The organism is Paenibacillus faecalis (assembly GCF_900289175.1).
In the GTDB taxonomy this organism is placed as follows: Bacteria; Bacillota; Bacilli; order Paenibacillales; family Paenibacillaceae; genus Paenibacillus_AQ; species Paenibacillus_AQ faecalis.
In genome coordinates this window covers 1,549,261-1,570,806 of sequence record NZ_LT985747.1, presented here as the reverse complement: position 1 = coordinate 1,570,806, position 21,546 = coordinate 1,549,261, and the positions used below count along the sequence as shown (strand labels likewise).

General features: G+C 44.7%; 22 protein-coding genes. 21 read left to right on the top strand and 1 reads right to left on the bottom strand.

The features are described from left to right. The first annotated feature begins 93 nt into the window (after positions 1 to 93). From C8268_RS07565 to C8268_RS07540, 6 genes are all read left to right on the top strand, one after another. Positions 94 to 2,061 (top strand): elongation factor G, encoded by a 1,968-nt coding sequence (locus C8268_RS07565; RefSeq protein ID WP_106767107.1) that lies wholly within the window; start codon positions 94 to 96, stop codon positions 2,059 to 2,061. Between the two features lie 82 nt (positions 2,062 to 2,143). Beyond that, positions 2,144 to 2,917, top strand: a complete 774-nt coding sequence (locus C8268_RS07560; RefSeq protein WP_158702697.1) for an SDR family NAD(P)-dependent oxidoreductase — start codon at positions 2,144 to 2,146, stop codon at positions 2,915 to 2,917. A gap of 101 nt (positions 2,918 to 3,018) precedes the next feature. Continuing rightward, complete coding sequence (locus tag C8268_RS07555) at positions 3,019 to 4,824, top strand: S9 family peptidase (protein ID WP_106767105.1); 1,806 nt, start codon at positions 3,019 to 3,021, stop codon at positions 4,822 to 4,824. A 519-nt stretch (positions 4,825 to 5,343) separates the two neighbouring features. Next, positions 5,344 to 5,829: a GNAT family N-acetyltransferase gene (locus C8268_RS07550; RefSeq protein ID WP_106767104.1), complete on the top strand. Its 486-nt coding sequence runs from the start codon at positions 5,344 to 5,346 to the stop codon at positions 5,827 to 5,829. A gap of 1 nt (position 5,830) precedes the next feature. Beyond that, positions 5,831 to 6,679: a MerR family transcriptional regulator gene (locus tag C8268_RS07545; protein WP_106767103.1), complete on the top strand. Its 849-nt coding sequence runs from the start codon at positions 5,831 to 5,833 to the stop codon at positions 6,677 to 6,679. Positions 6,680 to 6,784: 105 nt separating this feature from the next. After that, positions 6,785 to 7,906: a C45 family autoproteolytic acyltransferase/hydrolase gene (locus C8268_RS07540; RefSeq protein WP_106767102.1), complete on the top strand. Its 1,122-nt coding sequence runs from the start codon at positions 6,785 to 6,787 to the stop codon at positions 7,904 to 7,906. Positions 7,907 to 7,987: 81 nt separating this feature from the next. Here the strand turns inward: C8268_RS07540 and C8268_RS07535 are convergent, their stop codons facing one another. Next, positions 7,988 to 8,935, bottom strand: coding sequence for a choline kinase family protein (locus C8268_RS07535; protein WP_106767101.1), 948 nt, complete (start codon positions 8,933 to 8,935; stop codon positions 7,988 to 7,990). A gap of 312 nt (positions 8,936 to 9,247) precedes the next feature. Between C8268_RS07535 and C8268_RS07530 the strand changes: the two genes are divergently transcribed. The 15 genes from C8268_RS07530 to C8268_RS07460 all read left to right on the top strand — a co-directional run bounded on the left by C8268_RS07530 (position 9,248) and on the right by C8268_RS07460 (position 21,502). Continuing rightward, positions 9,248 to 9,544: a BMC domain-containing protein gene (locus C8268_RS07530; RefSeq protein WP_106767100.1), complete on the top strand. Its 297-nt coding sequence runs from the start codon at positions 9,248 to 9,250 to the stop codon at positions 9,542 to 9,544. A 24-nt stretch (positions 9,545 to 9,568) separates the two neighbouring features. Further along, the gene (locus tag C8268_RS07525; protein ID WP_106767099.1) at positions 9,569 to 9,862 is read left to right on the top strand and encodes a BMC domain-containing protein; all 294 of its coding nucleotides are present in this window, start codon (positions 9,569 to 9,571) and stop codon (positions 9,860 to 9,862) included. A 39-nt stretch (positions 9,863 to 9,901) separates the two neighbouring features. Next, entirely contained in the window at positions 9,902 to 11,041 is a 1,140-nt protein-coding gene (locus tag C8268_RS07520) for a 1-propanol dehydrogenase PduQ (RefSeq protein ID WP_234032698.1), read from the top strand. A 98-nt stretch (positions 11,042 to 11,139) separates the two neighbouring features. After that, positions 11,140 to 13,695 carry a choline trimethylamine-lyase gene (gene cutC, locus C8268_RS07515; protein WP_106767097.1) on the top strand — a complete coding sequence of 852 codons (2,556 nt, stop codon included), beginning with the start codon at positions 11,140 to 11,142 and terminating at the stop codon, positions 13,693 to 13,695. Next, positions 13,682 to 14,731 carry a choline TMA-lyase-activating enzyme gene (cutD, locus tag C8268_RS07510; RefSeq protein ID WP_234032697.1) on the top strand — a complete coding sequence of 350 codons (1,050 nt, stop codon included), beginning with the start codon at positions 13,682 to 13,684 and terminating at the stop codon, positions 14,729 to 14,731. The genes cutC and cutD overlap by 14 nt, the downstream gene beginning before the upstream one ends. A 13-nt stretch (positions 14,732 to 14,744) precedes the next feature. Then, positions 14,745 to 15,098 (top strand): BMC domain-containing protein, encoded by a 354-nt coding sequence (locus C8268_RS07505; RefSeq protein ID WP_106767095.1) that lies wholly within the window; start codon positions 14,745 to 14,747, stop codon positions 15,096 to 15,098. Continuing rightward, positions 15,095 to 15,538 (top strand): EutP/PduV family microcompartment system protein, encoded by a 444-nt coding sequence (locus C8268_RS07500; protein ID WP_106767094.1) that lies wholly within the window; start codon positions 15,095 to 15,097, stop codon positions 15,536 to 15,538. Before C8268_RS07505 ends, C8268_RS07500 begins: the two co-directional genes overlap by 4 nt. 201 nt (positions 15,539 to 15,739) lie before the next feature. Next, entirely contained in the window at positions 15,740 to 16,423 is a 684-nt protein-coding gene (locus C8268_RS07495) for a cobalamin adenosyltransferase (RefSeq protein WP_106767093.1), read from the top strand. Continuing rightward, on the top strand, positions 16,381 to 17,220 hold the full coding sequence (gene eutJ / locus C8268_RS07490; RefSeq protein WP_106767092.1) for an ethanolamine utilization protein EutJ: 840 nt from the start codon (positions 16,381 to 16,383) through the stop codon (positions 17,218 to 17,220). Before C8268_RS07495 ends, eutJ begins: the two co-directional genes overlap by 43 nt. Beyond that, complete coding sequence (locus tag C8268_RS07485; RefSeq protein ID WP_106767091.1) at positions 17,221 to 17,541, top strand: BMC domain protein; 321 nt, start codon at positions 17,221 to 17,223, stop codon at positions 17,539 to 17,541. It abuts the gene before it with no gap. Beyond that, positions 17,528 to 17,791, top strand: coding sequence for a EutN/CcmL family microcompartment protein (locus C8268_RS07480; RefSeq protein ID WP_106767090.1), 264 nt, complete (start codon positions 17,528 to 17,530; stop codon positions 17,789 to 17,791). Before C8268_RS07485 ends, C8268_RS07480 begins: the two co-directional genes overlap by 14 nt. A 43-nt stretch (positions 17,792 to 17,834) precedes the next feature. Continuing rightward, a complete protein-coding gene (locus C8268_RS07475) occupies positions 17,835 to 18,467 on the top strand; it encodes a cupin domain-containing protein (protein WP_106767089.1) in 633 nt (210 codons plus the stop codon). A 20-nt stretch (positions 18,468 to 18,487) separates the two neighbouring features. Beyond that, positions 18,488 to 19,357 carry a BMC domain-containing protein gene (locus tag C8268_RS23600; protein ID WP_272939325.1) on the top strand — a complete coding sequence of 290 codons (870 nt, stop codon included), beginning with the start codon at positions 18,488 to 18,490 and terminating at the stop codon, positions 19,355 to 19,357. Positions 19,358 to 19,376: 19 nt separating this feature from the next. Next, on the top strand, positions 19,377 to 20,849 hold the full coding sequence (locus C8268_RS07465; protein WP_106767087.1) for an acetaldehyde dehydrogenase (acetylating): 1,473 nt from the start codon (positions 19,377 to 19,379) through the stop codon (positions 20,847 to 20,849). After that, positions 20,849 to 21,502 (top strand): phosphate propanoyltransferase, encoded by a 654-nt coding sequence (locus C8268_RS07460; protein WP_106767086.1) that lies wholly within the window; start codon positions 20,849 to 20,851, stop codon positions 21,500 to 21,502. Before C8268_RS07465 ends, C8268_RS07460 begins: the two co-directional genes overlap by 1 nt. Positions 21,503 to 21,546: the final 44 nt, after the last annotated feature.

The following is a 21,546-nucleotide window of genomic DNA, read 5'->3' as shown; positions in this document are numbered from 1 at the left end:
TTGTTATCAATGTCGTTTTTTTATTATGCCTTAATATCCTTTTAAGGTGTGCTTAATTAACAGCTTATTTTATATATAAAGGAAGTATCTAGCATGAAATATTTAAATATAGCAATTGTTGCTCATGTTGATGCTGGTAAGACGTCGTTAACGGAAAATTTACTTTACCAAACAAAAACAATAAAAAAAGTTGGTAAAGTCGATAATGGGGATACACAAACTGATTCTTTAAATATAGAAAGACGAAGGGGGATAACAATAAAAGCTTCTCCGATTTCTTTCTATTTTAATGATATAAAAATAAATCTTATTGACACTCCTGGTCATGCAGATTTTATTTCAGAAGTAGAGAGATCGCTAGTTGTTTTAGATGGTGCAGTACTCGTTGTTTCGGGAGTAGAAGGAATTCAAGCTCAAACAAAGATAATACTTGATTCTTTAATTAAATTAAAAATCCCTACTATCATTTTTATAAATAAATTAGATCGCACAGGTGCTGATGTAAATAAGGTAATTCAGCAGCTAAAGGATTTTATACATGTCATTAATTTATACAACTTAGAGATATTAGAAAAAAACAAAATTAAGATAAAGAAAAAAGACTGGTCTTCCTTAGAATTAGAATTAGTTGATATTTTATCTGTAAATAATGATGAATTGATCTCTGAATTCATGCAACATGGAGAAATAAAATCCAAAATGATTTATGAAGAGTTTAAAAATCAAGTTAGTCTTTGCATGGTTTCGCCTGTAATTATAGGTTCTGCTATCAACGGTGTGGGAATAGTTGAATTATTGCAAGCTATTTCTGATTATATTCCCATAAATAAGAGACAAAATGTCCTGCTTTCAGGTCTCGTGTTTAAGAAGGAAAATTCATTACTAGCTGCCAATAACAAGTGTTTTTTTCGTTTGTTCGCAGGGTGTATCAATAGAGGTGATATAGTTAATGTAATTAGTAATCACGGTGTCAATTCAGGATTACTGAAAATAAAAAAGTTAAGTAAATTAGAACGTGGGAAACTAGTAGAGACCGATATGATTGCTTGTAATGATATTGGTGTTATTCATAACTCTGATCTTAATATTGGAGATGTTCTTGGTTATGATACCGAATTAATAAAAAAAATTAAGTTTACACAACCCAATATGGAGGTTTCAGTTAGATCAAAGGATCCAAGTGAAGAAAATAAATTATTTATTATTCTAAAATCATTGAGTAATGCCGATCCCAATATTCACATATCAAAAGATCCCATAAATAATTCAATTAAGCTTCGTATTTTTGGAGAAATACAAAAGGAATTTATACATCATACTTTAGAAGAAGATTATAATTTGCAAGTTCAATTTGGAGAGACGAGCATAGTTTATATTGAGAAACCTATTGGAGAAGGAAGACATATTGAAAAAATAGGAGATAGTCACAATCCTTTTATTGCTACTATTGGATTGAAAGTAGAACCTTCTTTTGATCGGAAGGACTTTGAATATGAAATTCTTACTGAGAAAGGAGCTCTACCTCAAGCATTTTATAATGCCATCGAAGAATCAATAAAACTAACTTTGGAGCAGGGGTTATATGGATGGGAAGTAAAAGGTATCAAAGTTACACTTTATGAAGTGAATTATATAAGTCCGATAAGCACAGCTGCTGATTTTAGAAATCTAACCCCTATAGTACTTATGCATGCATTGCATAAAGCAGAGACTAATATTTTTGAACCTATCAATTATTTTAATCTATACACAACCTCAAAAAATTTAGATAAAATTGTATCGTTTTTGATCAAATCAAGAGCTCAAATACTTTATCATGCTAGTAAAAATTTGAATGTACATCTAAAAGGAACTGTCCCTGTTTCGGAGATCAATAAAATTAATAAAAAAATTAAGAATTTAGCCGAGGGAGAAGGGAATTTTATATCAGAACCTTTTTCATTTCGGGAGATTATTAATAAAAACGAGTTACCTATTAAAAAAAGAAGCGGTTTTAATCCGTTAGACAGATCAGAATACTTATTGAGTTTAACCAAAGGGTTAAAGGATAAATCAGTATAATACATCACTAGAGACATAACTGAACTTATAAGATAGAAGGAAATAATAATTGAACAAATATCTTGATGCGGGAGGCTTTTATGTGAGTATTTGGAAAGATAAAGTTGTTATTGTAACTGGAGCTACAGACGGATTAGGGGAATTCATTACGAAAAAACTACTTAATAATGATATTAAGGTTATTGCAATGGGTAGGAGGAATATCGAGAGTTCTTATCTTAAAGAATACGATAATTCTATTTATGTACAATACGATTTTAACGATGTAGCAAATTTACGAAAAAAAATGCAAGAAATATTAAGGTATTATGGTCCAGTAGACATTCTAATAAACAATGCCTGTCACTTTGAAAGTTGCGACATTATGGATTTAGATTATAGGGATCTACTATCTCATTATAATGTAAATACTGTCGCACCTTTTATAATTACTCAAGAAGTTATCCCTAGTATGCTTTTAAGAGACATTGGGAAAATCATAATGATAAATACAGAGTCATCTATTCAAGTTAGACCAGAAATAGCGGCATATGCAAGTAGTAAATCGGCATTGCTAAATATATCTAGGGCACTTGCGCAGTCATTAAAAAACACCAGTGTTACAATTAATTCTTTACTTTTAGGTCCATTAGCAACTGATTATTATGTGGAAAATTACCTGAATACTGCTAAAAAAAATAACGTATCATTTTCTGAAACAGTTAGCGCAACGTTGAATGGAGCATACCCATTTAATACTTCAGAAAAACTAACCCCATTAGAAACTGTATTTGATACTATTGAATTTTTATGTAAAAGTGAAGTTAATGGAGTAAGTTGGAAAGTTGATGGCGGTGCTGTCCCAACAATTTTCTGATAATATTCTATTTTTAACAAACAATAGAGCTGTCCGGTATTATATGTAAATGTATTCTGGATATTGAAAGTAGTTCAACAAACTTGTGGAAGGAGAGAATTGTGATACTACCAATTGATGTTTTATTCAATAGATCGTCCTCTTTAATGCCCCGCTTATCCCCGGACGGTAGTTATATATCATACCTCTCACATTTAGAATCTATTAATTCTATTATAGTTAAGAGTGTAAGTACATCAAGTTTGTTTCAGACTTACCATTTTGATGGTGTTATAAGAGATTACTTTTGGTGCTTTAATAGTAAAAATATATTCATATTATCAGATAATAATGGGAACGAAAAATTTAGACTCTATTTATTATGCTTGGAATCAGGTGAAATAACTGATATCTCTCCGTATAATAATTGTCATATTGAAATACAAGCATATAATCTGGTAGATCCTTATCTAATTTTTATAAAGGTTACCAAGGCTGATCTGATATATCCATGTTTGGTAAGGCTCGATATTAATACTAAAAGTTATGATGTTATTGAGGAAAACTATGAAGGAAAAATTTATGATTGGATATTTGATTGTAACAATGAAGTAGTAGGGAAAATTATCAAGAGAAAGGCAAGCTTGTTTCTATTTTCAGAAACTAAATGTGAATGTAAACTAATTGATGTTTGGAACTTTGAATTATCCGAGAGCCTGGAATCTTATTATCTACTCGAAGGAAATTCTCTATTTGTTTTGGATAATAAATATACCAATACTACTTCAGTTAGTAAATATGATTTAGTATCAGGTAGTAGATTTTTAGTCTATGAAGATCTAAAATATGATACCGATTCAATAATTTTGGATAGTAGTAAAACGGAACTACTCGCAATATGCGTTGAGAAGCAGTTTCCTGAATGGGCGTATATCTCTCGGAAAATTGAAAGTGATTTTAAACTGATTAAAAGCAAACTAAAAGGTTGCTTTAAAATAGTCAGCACTACAATAGATGATATGTATTGGTTACTTGTTAACTATTCAGATATTACCCCTCCCCAATACTATATTTATTCAAGAAAACAAAGTGTCTTGAAATTTCTTTTTAATACTAGACCAGAAATTATGAAATATAAATTAAATGAGACTAAGCCTTTTTCATTCAAAACGACTGATGATATATATATTGATGGCTACATTTCATGTCCAAAAAATCACACTGAGGATAAGCGTATTCTTATCGTGAAAATACATGGAGGACCGTGGACGAGAGATATCTGGACATTTGAACCTGAACAACAATTTTTTTTAAGTCGTGGATATTCCCTTATGAAGATTAATTATCGTGGTTCAACAGGATACGGAAAGAGATTTTTTGACGCTGGGAATAAACAGTGGGGAGAATTTATGCAACAAGATATTTATCAAGGAATAAATTTTATAATAGAAAACGGATATTGCTCAGTTGAGAAAGTTATTTTTTATGGTTGGTCATATGGAGGGTATTCTGCTTTAATGGCTTCAGCTGATGAATATGAGTTATGTAGTGGAGTAATTGCCTATTCACCTCCGACTAATTTAGTGACATTCTTGAGGAAGAGCCATTTATATTGGCCATATTTCAAAGAGTTTTTGGATACTAGAGTCGGTGATCCTGATGGTGAAGAAAGCAAATTGTGGAGCAAATCGCCATTACATTTGGTTAATAAGATAAGTGCACCATTATTATTATTCCAAGGTGGAGAAGATCCTAGAATTGATGTGGATGATACTAATATTTTTTACAATGCACTTATTAAGTATAACAATAAAGTGGAATATATCACCTTTCCTGACGAAGGTCATTCTTTGATTAAATCAAAAAACATTGTTAATTTCTACAAAAGAATAGAGTTGTTTTTAGAAAAAATTGAGAAGTCTAATTAACACATATCTTCTTACGGAACGAATCACTTTATATTGAGTTTGACTTCTTTCTGGAGATAATTCGTACGTATGGCCATTAAGTTCATTGATTAGTTAATAGTCGCAATAAATATATGTCCTAATAATTATGGGGCATAGTGATATCTTAAGGATTAATTGGTGGTATTATGAATTCGATTAATAGGCTTAGGAATCTCCCTGCTAATTATATGATATTCACGATTTTATTTTGAACAGTTAGTTATTAAGTCGCCTTTTTTGGCGACTTTTTTCATTTTTCAAAATAGGGGTGTAAAAGTTGAAACAAAGATATATCATTTTTCGTAAATGTGTTTAGGTTGGTTGATTATACTATAGACATATGTATTGACATATTCCGTATCGTTCTTGATGGGTTTGAATTTTAAGCATGTTTTAGGTGTTTTATTAATGCCTTACCCTATGAAGGATCGCTAATTTCTATAATAATGACGATAATTCTCGTTAGATTACAAATAAAAACCAAGGAGCAGTAACGCTATGGGAAAAGTGGATTATGTTGAGATGAAAATGTTTTCGGATGAACATTTGGAAGTGCTTCATTCTTTTGAACTCCCTGAAGAACAAGAGCAGTTTACTGCATTGCCAAGCGAGATGTTAGAGGGTGCAGAAGGGCAGCATCGGATTGTTATTGTCAGTGATCATGAACCTGTAGGTTTCTTTTTATTACATTCAACTGAACGCGTAAAAGAGTATTCAAATAATCCAAAAGCTATGCTGTTAACTGCATTATCAATTAATCATGTGAAACAAGGAAAAGGTTATGCCAAGCAAGGTATGCTGTTATTAAGTGATTTTGTTAAATCAGAATTTCCTAATTGTGATGAAATCGTCTTAGCTGTGAATCATAAAAATCTCCCGGCTCAACGGCTATATTCAAGAGTATGTTTTGTAGACACAGGTAAGAGAAAAATGGGGCCACTTGGTGAGCAATTTATAATGAAACTTTCGTTGAAAGGATCATAACGTGTATTCCATCGGGAGATTTTCCGAAATATGTAATGTTCCTGTAAAAACACTGCGTTACTATAGCGACATTGGATTGCTTAAACCATCCTATATAGATCCTGAAACGAACTATCGATATTATGATTATGACCACATACAAACGGTGAAAAAAATTATGCTGCTAAGAAGCTGTCATATCTCCTTGGCGAATATAAAGGAATTTATGGATAGCGCGGATCGTGAAAAATGGCAAAGTATATTGGAGCATAAGATTGATGAACTCGAGGAACTCAAACAGCAAATTGCGAAACAAATCGAAGACATGGACCGTTTGAAAACACAAATCGATAGAGGGGCTTCGATCCTCCCAGGACCTTTTTTATCCGATTGTTTTATGGAAAAGCGGGAGGAAATACAGGTGTATACGATTCGTGAGAACATAAAAGTCCAATTTATCGATGATTTGGTGAGAAAGTTGTTTGATCGAGTGTACGCTTTTCAACTTGTCGTAACAGGCAAGCTAATGGCCATTTTTCATGAAAGATTTTTAGACCAACAAGAGGTAGACGTCGAGCTGCTTCTTCCGATCAAAGATTCCGATAAAATGGACGGTTGCCGAATTTTACCCGCTGGTACATATGGATGTCTGATGGTTAAAGGTCCATATTCAGAGCTGAGCGCAGGTTATGAAAAGTTGAAAAACTGGATTGAGGAACAGAATTTGACGCAGTCAGGGAAAGCGTTTGAGATTTATGAAAAAGGTCTTGTTCCATCTGACTTCAAGGTTGGAGACATACGACCAGATTTATCCCTACATCCATCAGATTTTATCACCAAAATATGTATACCCGTTGTTAAGAATGAATAGTGAATGAACAATAGCATTTATGAAAAAGCGGCTAAACTCTCCACCTGCTGGAGGGTTTATTCTTTTTATACAAACGTTATTCATTTGAACTGGGGGAGAGCGAGTATGAATTCAATGCAGACTTATTTTTCTTGGCTTGAAGGCAGCAGTTACGAGATTGGCAGCAGGCAAGGGGATGAGGTGAAAAAGAATGAAGATGCAATGCAGGCAATTTTATCGTCTATGCCAGTAGGGGAGACAAAACTTAATGAAATGAGACAGTTAATGAACCAATATTGTCCAGGTTTAAACGAAGAACTGCAAGGCTTTGCAGACGCACTGGGGGTAAAACCCAGGTTTCTTGCTTTTTTTGATGAAGCTTTGCTCCAGCCTGGAGGATGTAGTATTGGAGCGGTTTTACCGACGAAAACAAATGATCGAAAAACCTATGTTCTTAGAAACTATGATCTATCCCCTGTGATATCTGATATGAGATTATGTTCAACAAAAGTGAAGGGGAAATACAGTCATACCGGCTTTTCCGTTTCTTGTTTCGGACGAAGCGAAGGGTTAAATGAAAAGGGATTTTGTGTAGCTTTCGCTTCATGCGGTATACCGATTGGAAACCATCCGGGGATGAAAAAGCCTGTTGTAAAAGGACTGCAGTTTATGGTGATCGTCAGAGCTTTGCTGGAAAATTGTAAGGATGTTGAGGAAGCCATTACTTATTTAGAGGATATGCCTATTGGAGCCAACATGAATTTGCTTTTAGCCGATGCTAAGGGGAACGCTGCTTTAATAGCAACTTATGATGGGGAAAAAGCGGTGGAAAGAGCTGATCATAAAGCAGGGTTCATGATTGCAACGAATCATGCGCTCTTTCCTCATATTTCGCGAAGAGAAAGCGGGATGTTGGAGCAGTCTAGCATACGGTACAACTTAATGAACGATATGTTCACAAGCAATGATTTCATTTCGAAGAACGACCTGCGAAATTTAACGTTAAAAGAGTATCCTGAGGGGCTAACTGTGCACAATTATAGACAAAATTTTGGAACGGTCCATTCTATATTGTTTGATTTAGATGCTAGGCAGGTGGAGTTCTCTTTTGGCTCTCCTATTTATAACAAAGTAAATCGGCTGACCGTTGGAGAGGAATTATCGGACTGTGATTTACAGGTTGTTATTGAGAACAGGGATTACGGACCTGATTTTTGGAGGGCAATAAATAAGCCTATTTGCCGTTGAATTTGGTATATAAAAAGAACCTCATCTCCCGCTTAAGCGTGGAGTTTTGAGGTTCTTTTTGCTAGCATCTTGTACCGATTACTAGGCCGTGACCATGTCGGCAATAGGGTAATCCGGACGCATGCTTAATACTTGAATATTTCTGCGCAGGCGGTTATAGCGGAGCCAGCAGTAATCCAAGTAATCATCCCCCGTATAATGGCGAAGCAGCGCCCACACGGTCCATAACAAATCCTGGGCCATCATATAACATTTGACCTTCATCAGGTCATTCTTCGTAAACGCATTGCCGTAATAAGCCTCAAACAATTGGTTAATCGCCTCGGACGTCAAGCGCGACTCGATGATATACGCGGCAATATCAAAGGCCGGATCGTTCATTCCGGAGTATTCCCAATCAATTAAATAGACGGAGCCGCTTGAGTCTGCAAGAAAATTTTCCGGCACCGTATCATTATGACAAGGAACGGAAATGACGTCTTTGAGATAGTCTTGCATGAAACGGAGCAATTGTTCTTTCAGAGAAGCATAGTCAAAGAACAGTTCACCGTTTATTCGCATGACGATCGATTCATATTTAGCCAGTTCACTGAGCCAATCAAATGTGTTAGGGAAATGCTTGGGGCTGCCGTGAATTTTCTTCAGCAAGGAAGAAACGGCCCGCAGACTTTGCAAAGCAAAGGGGTCCGCCGCAGCAAGCGTTTTGCTGTCGGGGATATACCTGCTGATTTTAATGCCGCTTTCTTCATCAAAGTAAACACACTCCGAATTTACGCCAAACTCGGAGGCGATCCCGTTGTTCACTCGCTCTATCTTGCGATCGATCATTTGATCCGTCAGGTTACCGGGCTTGCGAATGACATATTCCTTCCCGTGAACTTTCATAATGTAATTATAATTAGTCAAACCGCCCGCATAACGGGACTTGTCAAATACAATGCTCTCATCTTTAAAAAAAAGACGGAGTTTTTGCTGCACCATATCTTCCATATTCATGTTTTCGGAGAAAAAGTTGGATAAAGGTTTCATAGGCGACCTTTTCTTGGCATTCAATGTGTATGCGTAGTATCGCATCCAACCCGCCGAGCCGTTTTTGTCATCATTATAGCAATACAGAAGGAGGAAATCAACGAAGCGAGAGAGCACACGGGGCGTTATGGTATAAGCGGTGCAAGAAAGACATTTTTGTACAAGATTGTCGGCAAGAGGGGCACAGGAGTGCTAAAATCAACTACCGAATCTTCAATAATAACGGGATAGGTGTGTGTTAACCTGAATGAGAAGTTAAGTATCCGATAAGCGGATTTACATAGGAAATTACCCAAGTGAGGAGAGGTTCGAATGGAATACCAGGGAGAAGAAGCTCTCGGGCTTGTGGAAACGCTGGGCATGGTTCCCGCCATCCAAGCGGCGGACTCTATGCTGAAAGCGGCAGACGTCGTTTTGGTATCCTACGAAAATGTTGGTTCCACGCTCGTAACGGTAATGGTAAAAGGCGATGTCGCGGCGGTTCGTTCGGCAGTAGAGGCAGGTGCTTCCGCGGCGGCGAAGATCGGTAAAGTCACCGCTCACAATGTAATGCCGCGTCCGCTTCGCTCTATTGCAGGCATTGTGAAGGCCCACGATATTGACACATAATGTGCCGGGAAAGGAGGAAAGTTCATGAGCAAGCTGGATGCACTGGGTTTCATTGAAACCTTTGGGCTTGTATTCGTCATGGAAGCGGCGGATGCCATGTGTAAAGCGGCCGATGTAGATTTGATCGGTTACGAAAACGTGGCATCCGGTTATATATCAGTCCTTGTCAGCGGCGATGTAGGAGCTGTAAAGGCCGCAGTAGAAGCCGGTGTCGCCGCCGTGCAAGCGATGGGGGCCGAGGTGTACTGTTCAAACGTTATTCCCACGCCGCACCCGGATATTGAAAAAATCATTGCCCGCTACGCCCTTCCGTCTTAGGGAATGGTTGTCGGAAGAAATTCAAGGGAGGTAACCGTTATGAACGACATCTTTCTTATTAAATCGAAAGTATACGCAGGCAAAGGGTCGCTGGAAAAGCTGGCGGAAATTCAAGGTACTAAAGCCTGCGTCGTTTCTGATCAAATCATGGAGAAGCTGGGATATCTGGGACAGACGGTTGATCTTCTGCAAAGCCGGGGAATCTCCACTTCGGTGTTTACCGATGTTAAGCCCGATCCCGACGTAAATATAGTGGCCGAAGCGCTTAAGGTGTATTGGGAAAGCGGTGCAGATGTATTGGTGGCGCTGGGCGGCGGCTCTGTCATTGATACGGCGAAAGGAGTGCTGTACTTTGCCCGGCAATATGCGTCGGAGAAAAACGTCCCTTTTGTCAAACCTTTATTTATCGCCATTCCTTCCACGAGCGGTACCGGATCGGAAGTGACCGACTTTTCGGTGATTACCGTGGACGGAGACAAAATCTGTGTAGTGGACGATTTTATTGCGCCGGACATCGCGATTCTCGATTCCACCTGCACCAAGCATGTACCGAACAAAGTGGTGGTGGACACCGGAATGGATGTTCTGACCCATGCGTTGGAGGCTTATGTCTCCACCAAAGCAACAGACTTTACCGATGCACTGGCTGAAAAGTCCGTTCAATTGGTTTTTGCTCATCTGGAAGCGCTTTACCACGATCCAGCGGATGCAGAGGCGCGGGACCGGGTTCAGAATGCGTCCTGTATGGCAGGGATGGCTTTTACAAACGCCGGTCTGGGCATCATTCATAGTTTGTCGCACGCCTTGGGCGGTACGTTTCATATTCCTCATGGACGGGCGAATTCTCTGCTTCTTACGGCAGTGATGGAGTATAACGCCAATTTGAGCGGGAAAATCAATGACAGGGTGTGCGAACGTTATGCCCGGCTCGCTTCATTGCTGAATTTGCCAGCCCGAACTGCCCGTGAAGGAACCGTAAGTCTAATCCAGGCGATCGGGAAGCTGAAAAAGTCCATCGGCATCGAAGACGGATTCGGTGAGCTGGGAATTGAGCGGGATGCTTTCGATGAGGCGCTGTCCCGTATGGCACAGACCGCGATGGCGGACCGCTGTACACCAACCAATCCTCGTCAGCCAACGGAAACGGAACTGGAGTTCATTTACCGCAAGAGCTTTTAAATTAAGAAGAAACGCATTCGGCGTCCTTTTAAAGGGCGGCGTCGTATTTCGAGAAATTAGGTTTGTATAAAATTTCACAAGATTGCGAGGGAATGATATTGGATATTCATGAGTTTTCAAGCAAGTTTGCTCAGGCTACGAAGGCTATGTCTCCCCAAGAACGTGAAGCGATCATGAAGCTGTTTCAAGGTATTTCAAAAGAGCTTTCGGAAAAGGGAGCCGAGCCACCAGCTGCAGGCATCTCTAACAACCTGCGGAAGGAAGACTGTGCATACCCGGATGGAATGACCGAACGTTTGCGGGCTTTGAAAGAGCATTATTTGACCGCTACGCCTAGCATTACAACCTACCGTGCGCGAGCCTTTACCCAAGTGTACAAGGAAAATCCGGGTCTGCCGGCGATCATGCTGCGTGCCAAGGCTTTTCGAAAAGCATGTGAAGAGGCGCCGCTACTCATTCAGGACAACGAGCTGATCGTCGGTCATCCTTGCGGTGCGCCGCGAGCAGGCGCCTTCTCGCCGGACATCGCCTGGCGCTGGACGCGGGATGAGCTGGAAACGATTCACAACCGTCCTCAGGACCCTTTTTACATATCCGAGGAAGACAAACGGATTATGCACGAGGAGCTGTTTCCTTTCTGGGAAGGGAAATCGGTGGATGAAGTTTGCGAGCAGCAATACCGGGATGCTGGTATTTGGGAGTTTTCTGGAGAGGCGTTTGTCAGCGATCTGTCCTACCATCAGATCAACGGCGGCGGCGACTCCAATCCAGGCTATGATGTCATTCTCATGAAGAAAGGGATGCTGGATATTCAGCAGGAGGCTAAGGACCATCTTGCGCAATTGTCCATGCAAAACCCCGAAGACATCGAAAAAATCTATTACTACAAATCCGTGCTGGACACTACCGAAGGTGTGATGGCGTATGCCAAACGGCTGTCTGATTACGCTTACCAACTGGCTGCAAAGGAAAAAGATCCGAAGCGCAAAGCGGAGCTGCAAAAAATCGGCGAGATCAACGCACGCGTACCGGCCCATGCGCCTACTACGTTCCATGAGGCCATGCAGGCGGTCTGGACCGTGGAATCTTTGCTGGTTGTGGAAGAGAACCAGACCGGCATGTCGATCGGCCGTGTGGACCAATACATGTATCCTTTCTATGAGGCGGACAAAAAAGCCGGCCGATTGACAGACTTGGAAGCGTTCGAGATTGCAGGCTGTTTCTTGATCAAATGTTCAGAAGTGATGTGGATTTCCAGCGAGGGCGGCTCCAAGTTTTTCGCCGGTTACCAGCCGTTCATTAATATGTGTGTCGGTGGGCAAAAACGGGAGGGCGGCGACGCTTGTAATGACCTGACTTATCTGCTCATGGATGCAGTCCGTCATGTCGGAGTTTACCAGCCTTCGCTTGCTTGCCGGATACACAACAATTCTCCTCAGAAATACCTGAAGAAAATTGTGGATGTTGTTCGTGCAGGATTGGGCTTTCCGGCCTGCCATTTCGATGATTCTCACATCAAGATGATGTTGATGAAGGGCTGCAGTATCGAAGATGCCCGCGATTACTGTTTGATGGGCTGTGTGGAGCCGCAAAAATCCGGCCGTTTGTATCAATGGACCTCAACCGGATATACCCAGTGGCCGATTGCCATTGAGTTTGTCCTTAACCGTGGTCATATGCTCTGGCACGGAAGCAAGCAAGGATTGGACCTGGGCGATTTGCGCAATTTTACGACCTATGAGGAATTTGAAGCGGCGGTCAAGAAGCAGGTGGCGTACATCACCGAGCTTTCGGCCGTGGGCACCGTCATCAGCCAGCGTGTTCATCGCGACTACGCACCGAAGCCGCTGATGTCGATCATGTTTGAAGGCACGATGGAGAATGGTCGTGACGTGTCTGCCGGCGGCGCCATGTATAACTGGGGGCCTGGTTTGGTCTGGTCTGGATTAGCGACTTACGCTGATTCCATGGCCGCGATCAAGAAGCTGGTTTTCGATGACAAAAAATATACGCTCGAACAAATCCGTGATGCGCTTCTCGCCGACTTCGAAGGTTATGAGCAGATTCAAAGGGATTGTCTGAACGCACCTAAATATGGAAACGACGACGATTATGCCGATTGCATCGCCGCTGATATCATCGGGTGGACGGAAAACTATCACCGAAAATTTAAAACCCTGTTCTCCACTTTCAGTCACGGCACGCTTTCCATCTCGAACAATACGCCTTTCGGCGCGATGACCGGCGCTACAGCCAATGGACGCAAAGCATGGTTGCCGCTGTCCGATGGCATCAGCCCTACCCAGGGGCATGACAAAAAGGGGCCGACGGCCGTCATCAAATCGGTGAGCAAGATGGATGTCGAGGCTATGAATATCGGAATGGTGCATAACTTTAAGATTTTGCGTGGTTTGCTGGAAACGCCTGAAGGAGAGAACGGACTGATTAATCTGCTGCGGACGGCCTCCATTCTCGGCAACGGTCAAATGCAGTTCAGTTATGTGGATAATGAAACGCTGCTTAAAGCACAGCAAAATCCCGACCAATATCGCGATCTGATCATTCGCGTCGCCGGCTACAGTGCATACTTTGTGGAACTGTGCAAAGAAGTACAGGATGAGATCATCAGCAGAACGATGATTGATCATTTCTAAGAAGACCCGCGCTTCTTCCCCGGCTTGCCGGGCCGGGGAAGAAGTAGATATGCGGCAAGGAAGGAGAGTAGCTATGGAGTCAGGCATGCCGGAAAGGCGGGCACGCATTTTTAACATCCAAAAATATTCCATATACGATGGCCCCGGTATCCGGACGCTCATTTTTTTCAAGGGATGTCCTCTGCGCTGTCAGTGGTGTTCTAACCCGGAGGGTCTGAAAAAGAAATATCAAGTGATGTACAAACGAGACCTGTGTACTGATTGCGGTGCTTGTATTGCGGTCTGTCCCCAGGAAATCCACCGTTTTTCCACGGTCGGCCCGCACGATTCGTCCAAACCGCGGCATTTGATTGACCGAATGAGTGATTGCATCGGCTGCCGGGCCTGTGAAAAGGTTTGTCCCGCGCAGGCACTCTCCATCGTCGGAATGGATATGACAGTATCGGAAGTGATGGAAATTGTGCAGCAGGATGCTCTGTTCTACCATACGTCCGGCGGTGGTGTTACTTTGGGTGGCGGCGAAGTAAGCACGCAGCCCGAATTTGCAATCCGTCTGCTCAAAGAGTGCAAGCGTTCCGGAATCCATACAGCGATCGAAACCTCGGGGTATACAAAGCTGGAAACGATTTTGGCAATGGCGGAATTTATCGATCTGCTGTTGTACGACCTGAAGCATATGGATTCTGACCGTCATTATGAACTGACCGGTGTGCGCAACGAGCGCATTCTCGAAAATTTACGGGAACTGATTATCCGCAAACACAACGTGAAGGTGCGGATGCCGCTCATGAAGGGGCTCAATGATGATGAGGACACGATTCGCAAAACGATAGAGTTTCTACTTCCCTATAAGGGATATCAGAATTTCCAAGGCATCGATTTGCTTCCTTATCACAAGTTGGGGATAAACAAATACAGGCAACTGGATATGGACTACACCGTCCAAGGGGATTTGAGTCTTAATGATGCCGATCTGGAGCGTATTGAACGTCAAATCAGCCAATACGATTTCCCGGTTCGGGTGATCAGACATTAAGGAGGAAATATTTATGCAGCGGCCTGTGGGATCTGATCGTGAGCGGATTATCCAGGAATCCGTGCCGGGCAAACAGGTGACGCTGGCCCATATTATTGCTTCGCCCATACCGGACATTTATGACAGATTGGGAATCGATAACGCGGGAGCTATTGGCATTTTAACGCTGTCACCCTATGAAACTTCTATTATTGCCGCGGACATCGCTACCAAGGTTGCGGGTATAGAAATCGGTTTTTTGGATCGCTTTACCGGTTCGGTGCTCCTCACGGGGGATGTAGCCAGTGTGGAAACAGCGCTGCGGGCTATCAATAACACACTTGGCGACAAACTGGGCTTTACGACGGCGGAGATTACACGGACATGAAAAAGCGTATTATGCTGATCGGCCCTACAGGCTGTGGAAAAACGACGCTGGCCCATGCGCTTGACGGTGTGGATCGCCCGCTGCGGCGTACGCAAGAGGTTATCTATGGCCCAAAGACGATCGATACGCCGGGCGCGTATGTTGAGAACGCCTGGATGTACAGCCATCTGATTGCAACGGCGCAGAACGCCAGCCACATTTTGATCATGGTGGACCAGTCCCGGCGTCAGGAAGTCTACCCTCCCGGATTTGCAGATTCTTTTACGAGACCGGTTGTGGGTGTCATAACGAAAGCCGATCTTGTGCCAGAAAATGAGAAGCACTGTGTGCAAGTTTTGGAACGTATCGGGATAGCTGAACCTTTTTTCCGCATTAGTTTTCCACGGGGAACGGGAATCGAGCAGTTGAAATGTTATTTGTCTGTTAATCAGAAAGTATAAGTTTTCATTGTGCTTTCCCTGATTAACTATAGGAAACGCTCCCGACATTCAGGACGGCGAAGCCGTTTCCTCTTGAAATCTAAGAAAGTATAAGTTCTGCACTATACTTTTAATCTTAGATTTCTCCGCGAAACGTATGCTTTGCCTGTCAAAGACGGCGAAGCCGTTTACGCTTGGGGTAATAAGAGTGGAGTTGAGACCATGAAATTTATTACCGAAATAGAATTGCGCAATATGTACAGGATAAAGCCCTTCACGTCATACATGGTGGAACATGGAAGTCGATTGACGCCGGAGGCGCGCCAGTTTTTAACAGATCGTCAGATCGCGGTGACCTTTGAGACAGAACAATCACCGCCGAATCCGGAGCGACAGGAGGAAAAACCGGACTTGCAGCGCAGGAAGCTCCGCTGTCAGATGCAGTCCATGTCCGCCCTGTTTTTGCTCACCGGGCAGGAACTGCTGGAGCGGGATGTGCTGCTGGCCCAGAAGGTGCTGGAGCTATCAAGGCTGTTTTTGACTCTCCAAAAGGGAGAAAGAGGCGGTAGATCTGCTGCTGGTTTGTCTTTTCGGGGGTGTACTGGTATTTCTGCTGATGCTCTTTCTGAGGATGCGGGAGATTGCTTTGAGGTGACCGAGTTTCACATGCAACTGGAAAAAGGCAGAGAAATTGCTTTGCTCCACCGTCTGCGCAGTGCTTTGCGAGAGTTTGGGATAGCGGTCCTGGAAGCCGCGGAATGTTGCCCCCAGAAAAAGCCGGAGGAAGATATCATTTCTGAAATAAACTATATGATTAACGCATTGAGTTCGCTTATTTGCCAATCTACAGAAGGAGGAAGAACATGCCAGAGACAAAACCCTTTGCATACTGCGACCAACTGGTAAAGCAATTCGAAGCCGTCATCCGAAAGCCGACTCCAAGACGGTCTTCGTTTTACTATACCGGGGTGGATCTGGGAACGGCCTGTGTAGTGCTTTCGGTGTTGGATGATACCCGTCAGCCGGTGGCGGGTGCTTACCGGTATGCCAATGTCGTTCGCGACGGAATGGTGGTGGACTATTTGGGTGCGATTCAGATCGTGAGGGAGCTTAAGGCGCAGTTGGAGCAGCAATTGGATACCCAACTGGAATATGCGGCTGCAGCGATTCCTCCGGGAACCGATGTGCTGGATGCCGGCGCCATCAAGCATGTGGTCCAGGCCGCGGGTTTTGAGATTACGGCTTTATTGGATGAGCCTACGGCGGCTAATGCCGTGCTGCAAATATCCGATGGAGCGATTGTGGACATTGGCGGCGGGACTACGGGCATATCGATTCTGAAGGATGGAAAGGTCATCTATGTCGCTGATGAGGCAACAGGAGGTACTCACTTTTCTTTGGTGATTTCCGGGGCTTACCATATGGAACTTGCTGAAGCCGATCACTTTAAGCGAGATCCCGCTCACCACAAAGAATTGCTGCCGCTGCTTCGGCCGGTTATTGATAAGGTTTCTTCCATTATCAACCGCCACGTTGCAGGTCATGAGGTCAAAGAAATGTATTTGGTGGGCGGTACTTGTTGCCTTTCCGGCATAGAGGCCATTATTGAACGGCAAACCGGGATCGCTACCTATAAGCCTGTGAATCCCCTGTTTGTCACTCCGCTGGGCATCGCTCTGAATTGTACGCAGGAGGCGATATAAATGGAGTTTCGGATTATTAAATCTCCTTCCAAGGGAACGCTGGATATTTTGCTTCGGCGCAGAGGATCGCCTGCCAATCGCGAAGTCCCCCGCTGCGATGCGATCGGTTTGGTCCAGGGAAGGCTGATCGATATGGTTTGGGCCGCGGATGTAGCTGAAAAGGTGGTGGGCGTGACCGTTGAAGATATCCGTGGCAGCTGCCCGCAAAACATGATGCTTCTCGCTATTTTTGGCGACACGGCTTCCGTGGAGGATGCCATCGCCGAGATCAAGCGGAGGAGCGGAAAAGCGGGAAGGAAGGAATGTCATGATTGCGGCTAAGTTGATTCACAATATCTGGTCGACTCGCAAAGCGGATTCTCTTATTGGAATGAAACTGATGCTGGCCGAGGTTATTGGCGGAGGCGACGACGGACGCCGCCTGATTGTGGTTGATACGATCGGAGCCGGCATAGGCGATCGGGTGATTGTCAGCACGGGCTCTTCAGCCCGCAAAATGCTGCAAACAGACGATGTTCCTGTGGATGCCGTCGTCGTTGGCATCATCGATTCGGATTGCATTTTCGAATAAATGCCGAAACAGGAATCAATTGCAGCGAAAGGGGGCGAGAACTGTGAAAAAGCTTATATGCGCTGCGGACGTGGAGAAATGGGTAGACACCGGACAAAAGCGATGCTGCATTGATAGCAACACGATTGTGACGCCAGCGGCCTGGGACAAGGCAAAGGAGCTTGGATTGGAGTTTACCGATGCGCCGTGTGAGACTTTGGGTGTGGATGCCGCAGGCTGCGAAACACAGGATGATCTCGACATGAATGCAATTTACAAATTTTTTAAAATTTTATCGGAAAAAGGTTTGGTTGAAAAGCTGTTGGAACTAGATCCAGCGCCACCTTATCAAGCGGAGACAGATTCAGCCGGCTTTAAGCTTGTGCGGGGCCAGACGGTAAAAATGGATGCTTGCAGCACGGGAACCTCTGGAGCCAAGGTTTGCGGTCAAGAGGTTATCGGAAAGCCGGAATCTTCCATGGGCGCCGGGTTTCTGACCGTCGATCGTTCCAGCTTCGAACGGGAGTCGGCCCATGAAGAAATAAATATTGTGCTGGAAGGCACGATCCATGTCACGTTGAACGACAGAACCTTCACTGCCCGAGAGGGAGACGTGCTCTACATCCCTAAAGGGGTCAAAGTGACTAAGGGAGCACAGCACTTTGCGAAACTGTTTTACGTGACCTATCCGGCATAGCGGCCTGATCTGAAGCCGCAGTGAAAGGAGGACAAAGCATGCAGGCGCTTGGGTTAATTGAGACGCGGGGGCTTCTTCCGGCGATTGAATGCCTGGATATTATGCTCAAAACAGCTCAGGTTGAACTGATGGAAAAATGCAATGTGGGCGGAGGTTTGGTGACGATTGCGGTTACGGGCGATATCGGCGCTGTTCAAGCATCCGTGGAAGCAGGCGCTTCCACAGCGCAACGCTTGGGCGACGATGTGCTGATCGCCCGGCATGTCATCCCAAGGCCCCACGACGACATAGAGCGCATCATCGGTCGGCGCAACGGTGCGAATATTGCCAAGGAGAGCGGCGAACTCGTGCAACCGATTCCGCATGGGCAGGTTGTAGAGCAGACGCCCAAGCAGTCGGCGGAGCAGGTGCTGGAGCAGGCAGCGGAGGAGGCGCCGTGGCAGGCGGCGAAGCAGACGCAGGAACAGGCAGCGGAGGAGACGCCGGAGCAGACGGTGAAACAGATGCCGGAACAGGCGGCGGGACAGACATCAGAGCAAGTGCCGGAGTTGGACGAAGCACCCAATATTCCAACCGATAGCGGGGGCGAAAGAAGCATTCCTGTGTCAGCAGCCAATACCGATCCGAACATTGCTTCTGAAGATGTCAGTCCGGAAAGGGACAGTGGAGATCCGGCAGCGTTTGACAGCCCGTCCAAACATAGGATCGATGAGATGGTAGAGAAGTCTGGGCTTGACAAAGCGATGGAACTGCTGGAAACCATGACCGTCGTGAATCTGCGAGGGCTGGCCAAGGAGTGCGGTGATGCGTTTGGAATGAGCCCCACGGCAATTTCCAAGGCAAATAAGGTGAAGCTGCTTAAGCAGTTGCGCCAATATTATCAGCAATAAGCAAAAGGAGGTTTTCTGCTTGGAAAATTATGATTATGACCTGCAATCGATTCAGGAAGCGCGGGTCTTGGCACGAGCCGGCAAAGCGGCCGCTGACATCCTTGCCGGATATGATGCTGAACAGATCGACAGAATCGTGCAAAACATGGTGCGGGCCGCGGAGGTGAACGCTGCCGAACTGGCTGCGCTGGCTGTGGAGGAAACCGGCTTTGGCAAGATAGAGGATAAAATCTTCAAAAACCGACTGGCTTCCACGGAGCTGTATGAATCCATTCGGGAGACGAAAACCATTGGGGTTATTCGCGAGGACAAGACGAACCAAATGATGGAGATCGCCGAGCCGGTCGGGCTGCTCATGGGTATTATCCCATCAACCAACCCGACATCCACTACGATTTTTAAATCCATCATTGCGATTAAGGCCCGTAATGGAATCGTCTTTTCGCCTCATCCCTCTGCATTGAAATCCATTAGGCGGGCCGCGGAATTGATGCATGCTGCCGCTGTTGAGGCAGGAGCTCCCGAAGGAATCATTGGCTGCGTTACCAAGCCTTCCATGCCAGCGACGCAGGAACTGATGAAGTGCGATGAAATCGCCATGATTATCGCTACGGGCGGATCTGCAATGGTGAAATCCGCCTACAGTGCGGGAAAGCCTGCGCTTGGAGTGGGACCGGGAAATGTACCGGCTTTCATAGAGCGCACCGCCGATATTCCAAAGGCAGTAGCAAATATCATTGCCAGCAAAACCTTTGATAACGGCACCATCTGCGCATCTGAACAGTCTGTCATCGTAGAGGAATGCATCCGTTCTCAGGTGATCGCGGAGTTCGAGCATCAGGGCGGTTACTTTATGAATGAGGAGGAAACCGCCAAGGTTGGAGCCAAACTGTTTGTCAAAGGCCATGCCATGAACTCGAGGCTGGTAGGACGTTCGCCCCAGGTGATTGCGGAAGCGGCCGGCATTCGAATTCCGGCAGGAGTCAAGGTGCTGTTAGGAGAACAGCAGGGCGTGGGTGCAGGGTTCCCGCTGTCCTATGAAAAGCTTACTACAGTGCTCGCGTTTTACACTGTGGAGGACTGGCGCGAGGCATGCGATTTGAGCATTCGGCTTTTACGAAACGGCGGCGTGGGCCACAGCTTCTCTATCCATACGCAGAACGACGAGATGGTTATGGAATTTGCACAAAAACCGGTATTCCGCATTTTGGTAAATACGGGTTCCACTCAGGGCGGCGTGGGCGCAAGTACCGGGCTTTCCCCGTCCTTCACGTTGGGATGCGGAACCTGGGGCGGGAGCGCCACCTCGGATAATGTAGGACCGCAGCATTTAATTAATATCAAGCGTGTGGCTTATGGCATTAAGGACTGTACGGCACCAAGCCCTTATTCTGTTCCTTCCCCGCAACAGCCAAAGCAACAGGAGGATGCGTTGCTGCTGAATTTGGTGGATGAGCTGGTGTCTATTTTGCAAAAAAGCGGTGATTGTTAGTGGAGGACTATAATAAAGTTTTTTCGTTGTTGCTAGAGGCTTTATCTGGTGCCGACGGTGCCGACAAGCCGGAAGAGGAGCCGCGCTCCATTCCCTTAGGGATTTCGAACCGACATGTGCATCTTTCCCGGGCTGATGTGGATACGCTTTTCGGAGCTGGTTATTCGCTTACTAAAGCGCGTGAGTTGTCCCAACCCGGTCAGTATGCGTGTAATGAGACCGTTACGGTCTGCGGACCAAGGGGGGCTATCGAAAAGGTACGGGTTCTCGGCCCGGTGCGGGAACAGACCCAGGTGGAAATATTGCGGGGGGACTGTTACAAGTTGGGCGTGAAGGCTCCGGTTCGCTTGTCGGGGGAGCTTGAAGGCACACCGGGCATCACACTCGTTGGACCTAAGGGGAGCATTTATATTCACTGTGGTTTGATGGTCGCACAGCGTCATATTCATATGACACCTGATGATGCTCGTTACTTTGGCGTAACCGACGGAGAACGGGTTAGCATTGGGTTTGATGGCCCTCGGGGCGGAGGGTACAACCAGGTCGTTATCAGAGTTAGCAACTCTGCCGCTCTCGACTGTCATATCGATGTTGAAGAAGCAAACGCCATGGATCTGACCGCGGCGTCTGTTGTCCAAATTATAAAGAACTAAGCGAATGCTTCCGAAGCCAGTTTTGTTCGGTGAGCTAGCGCTTG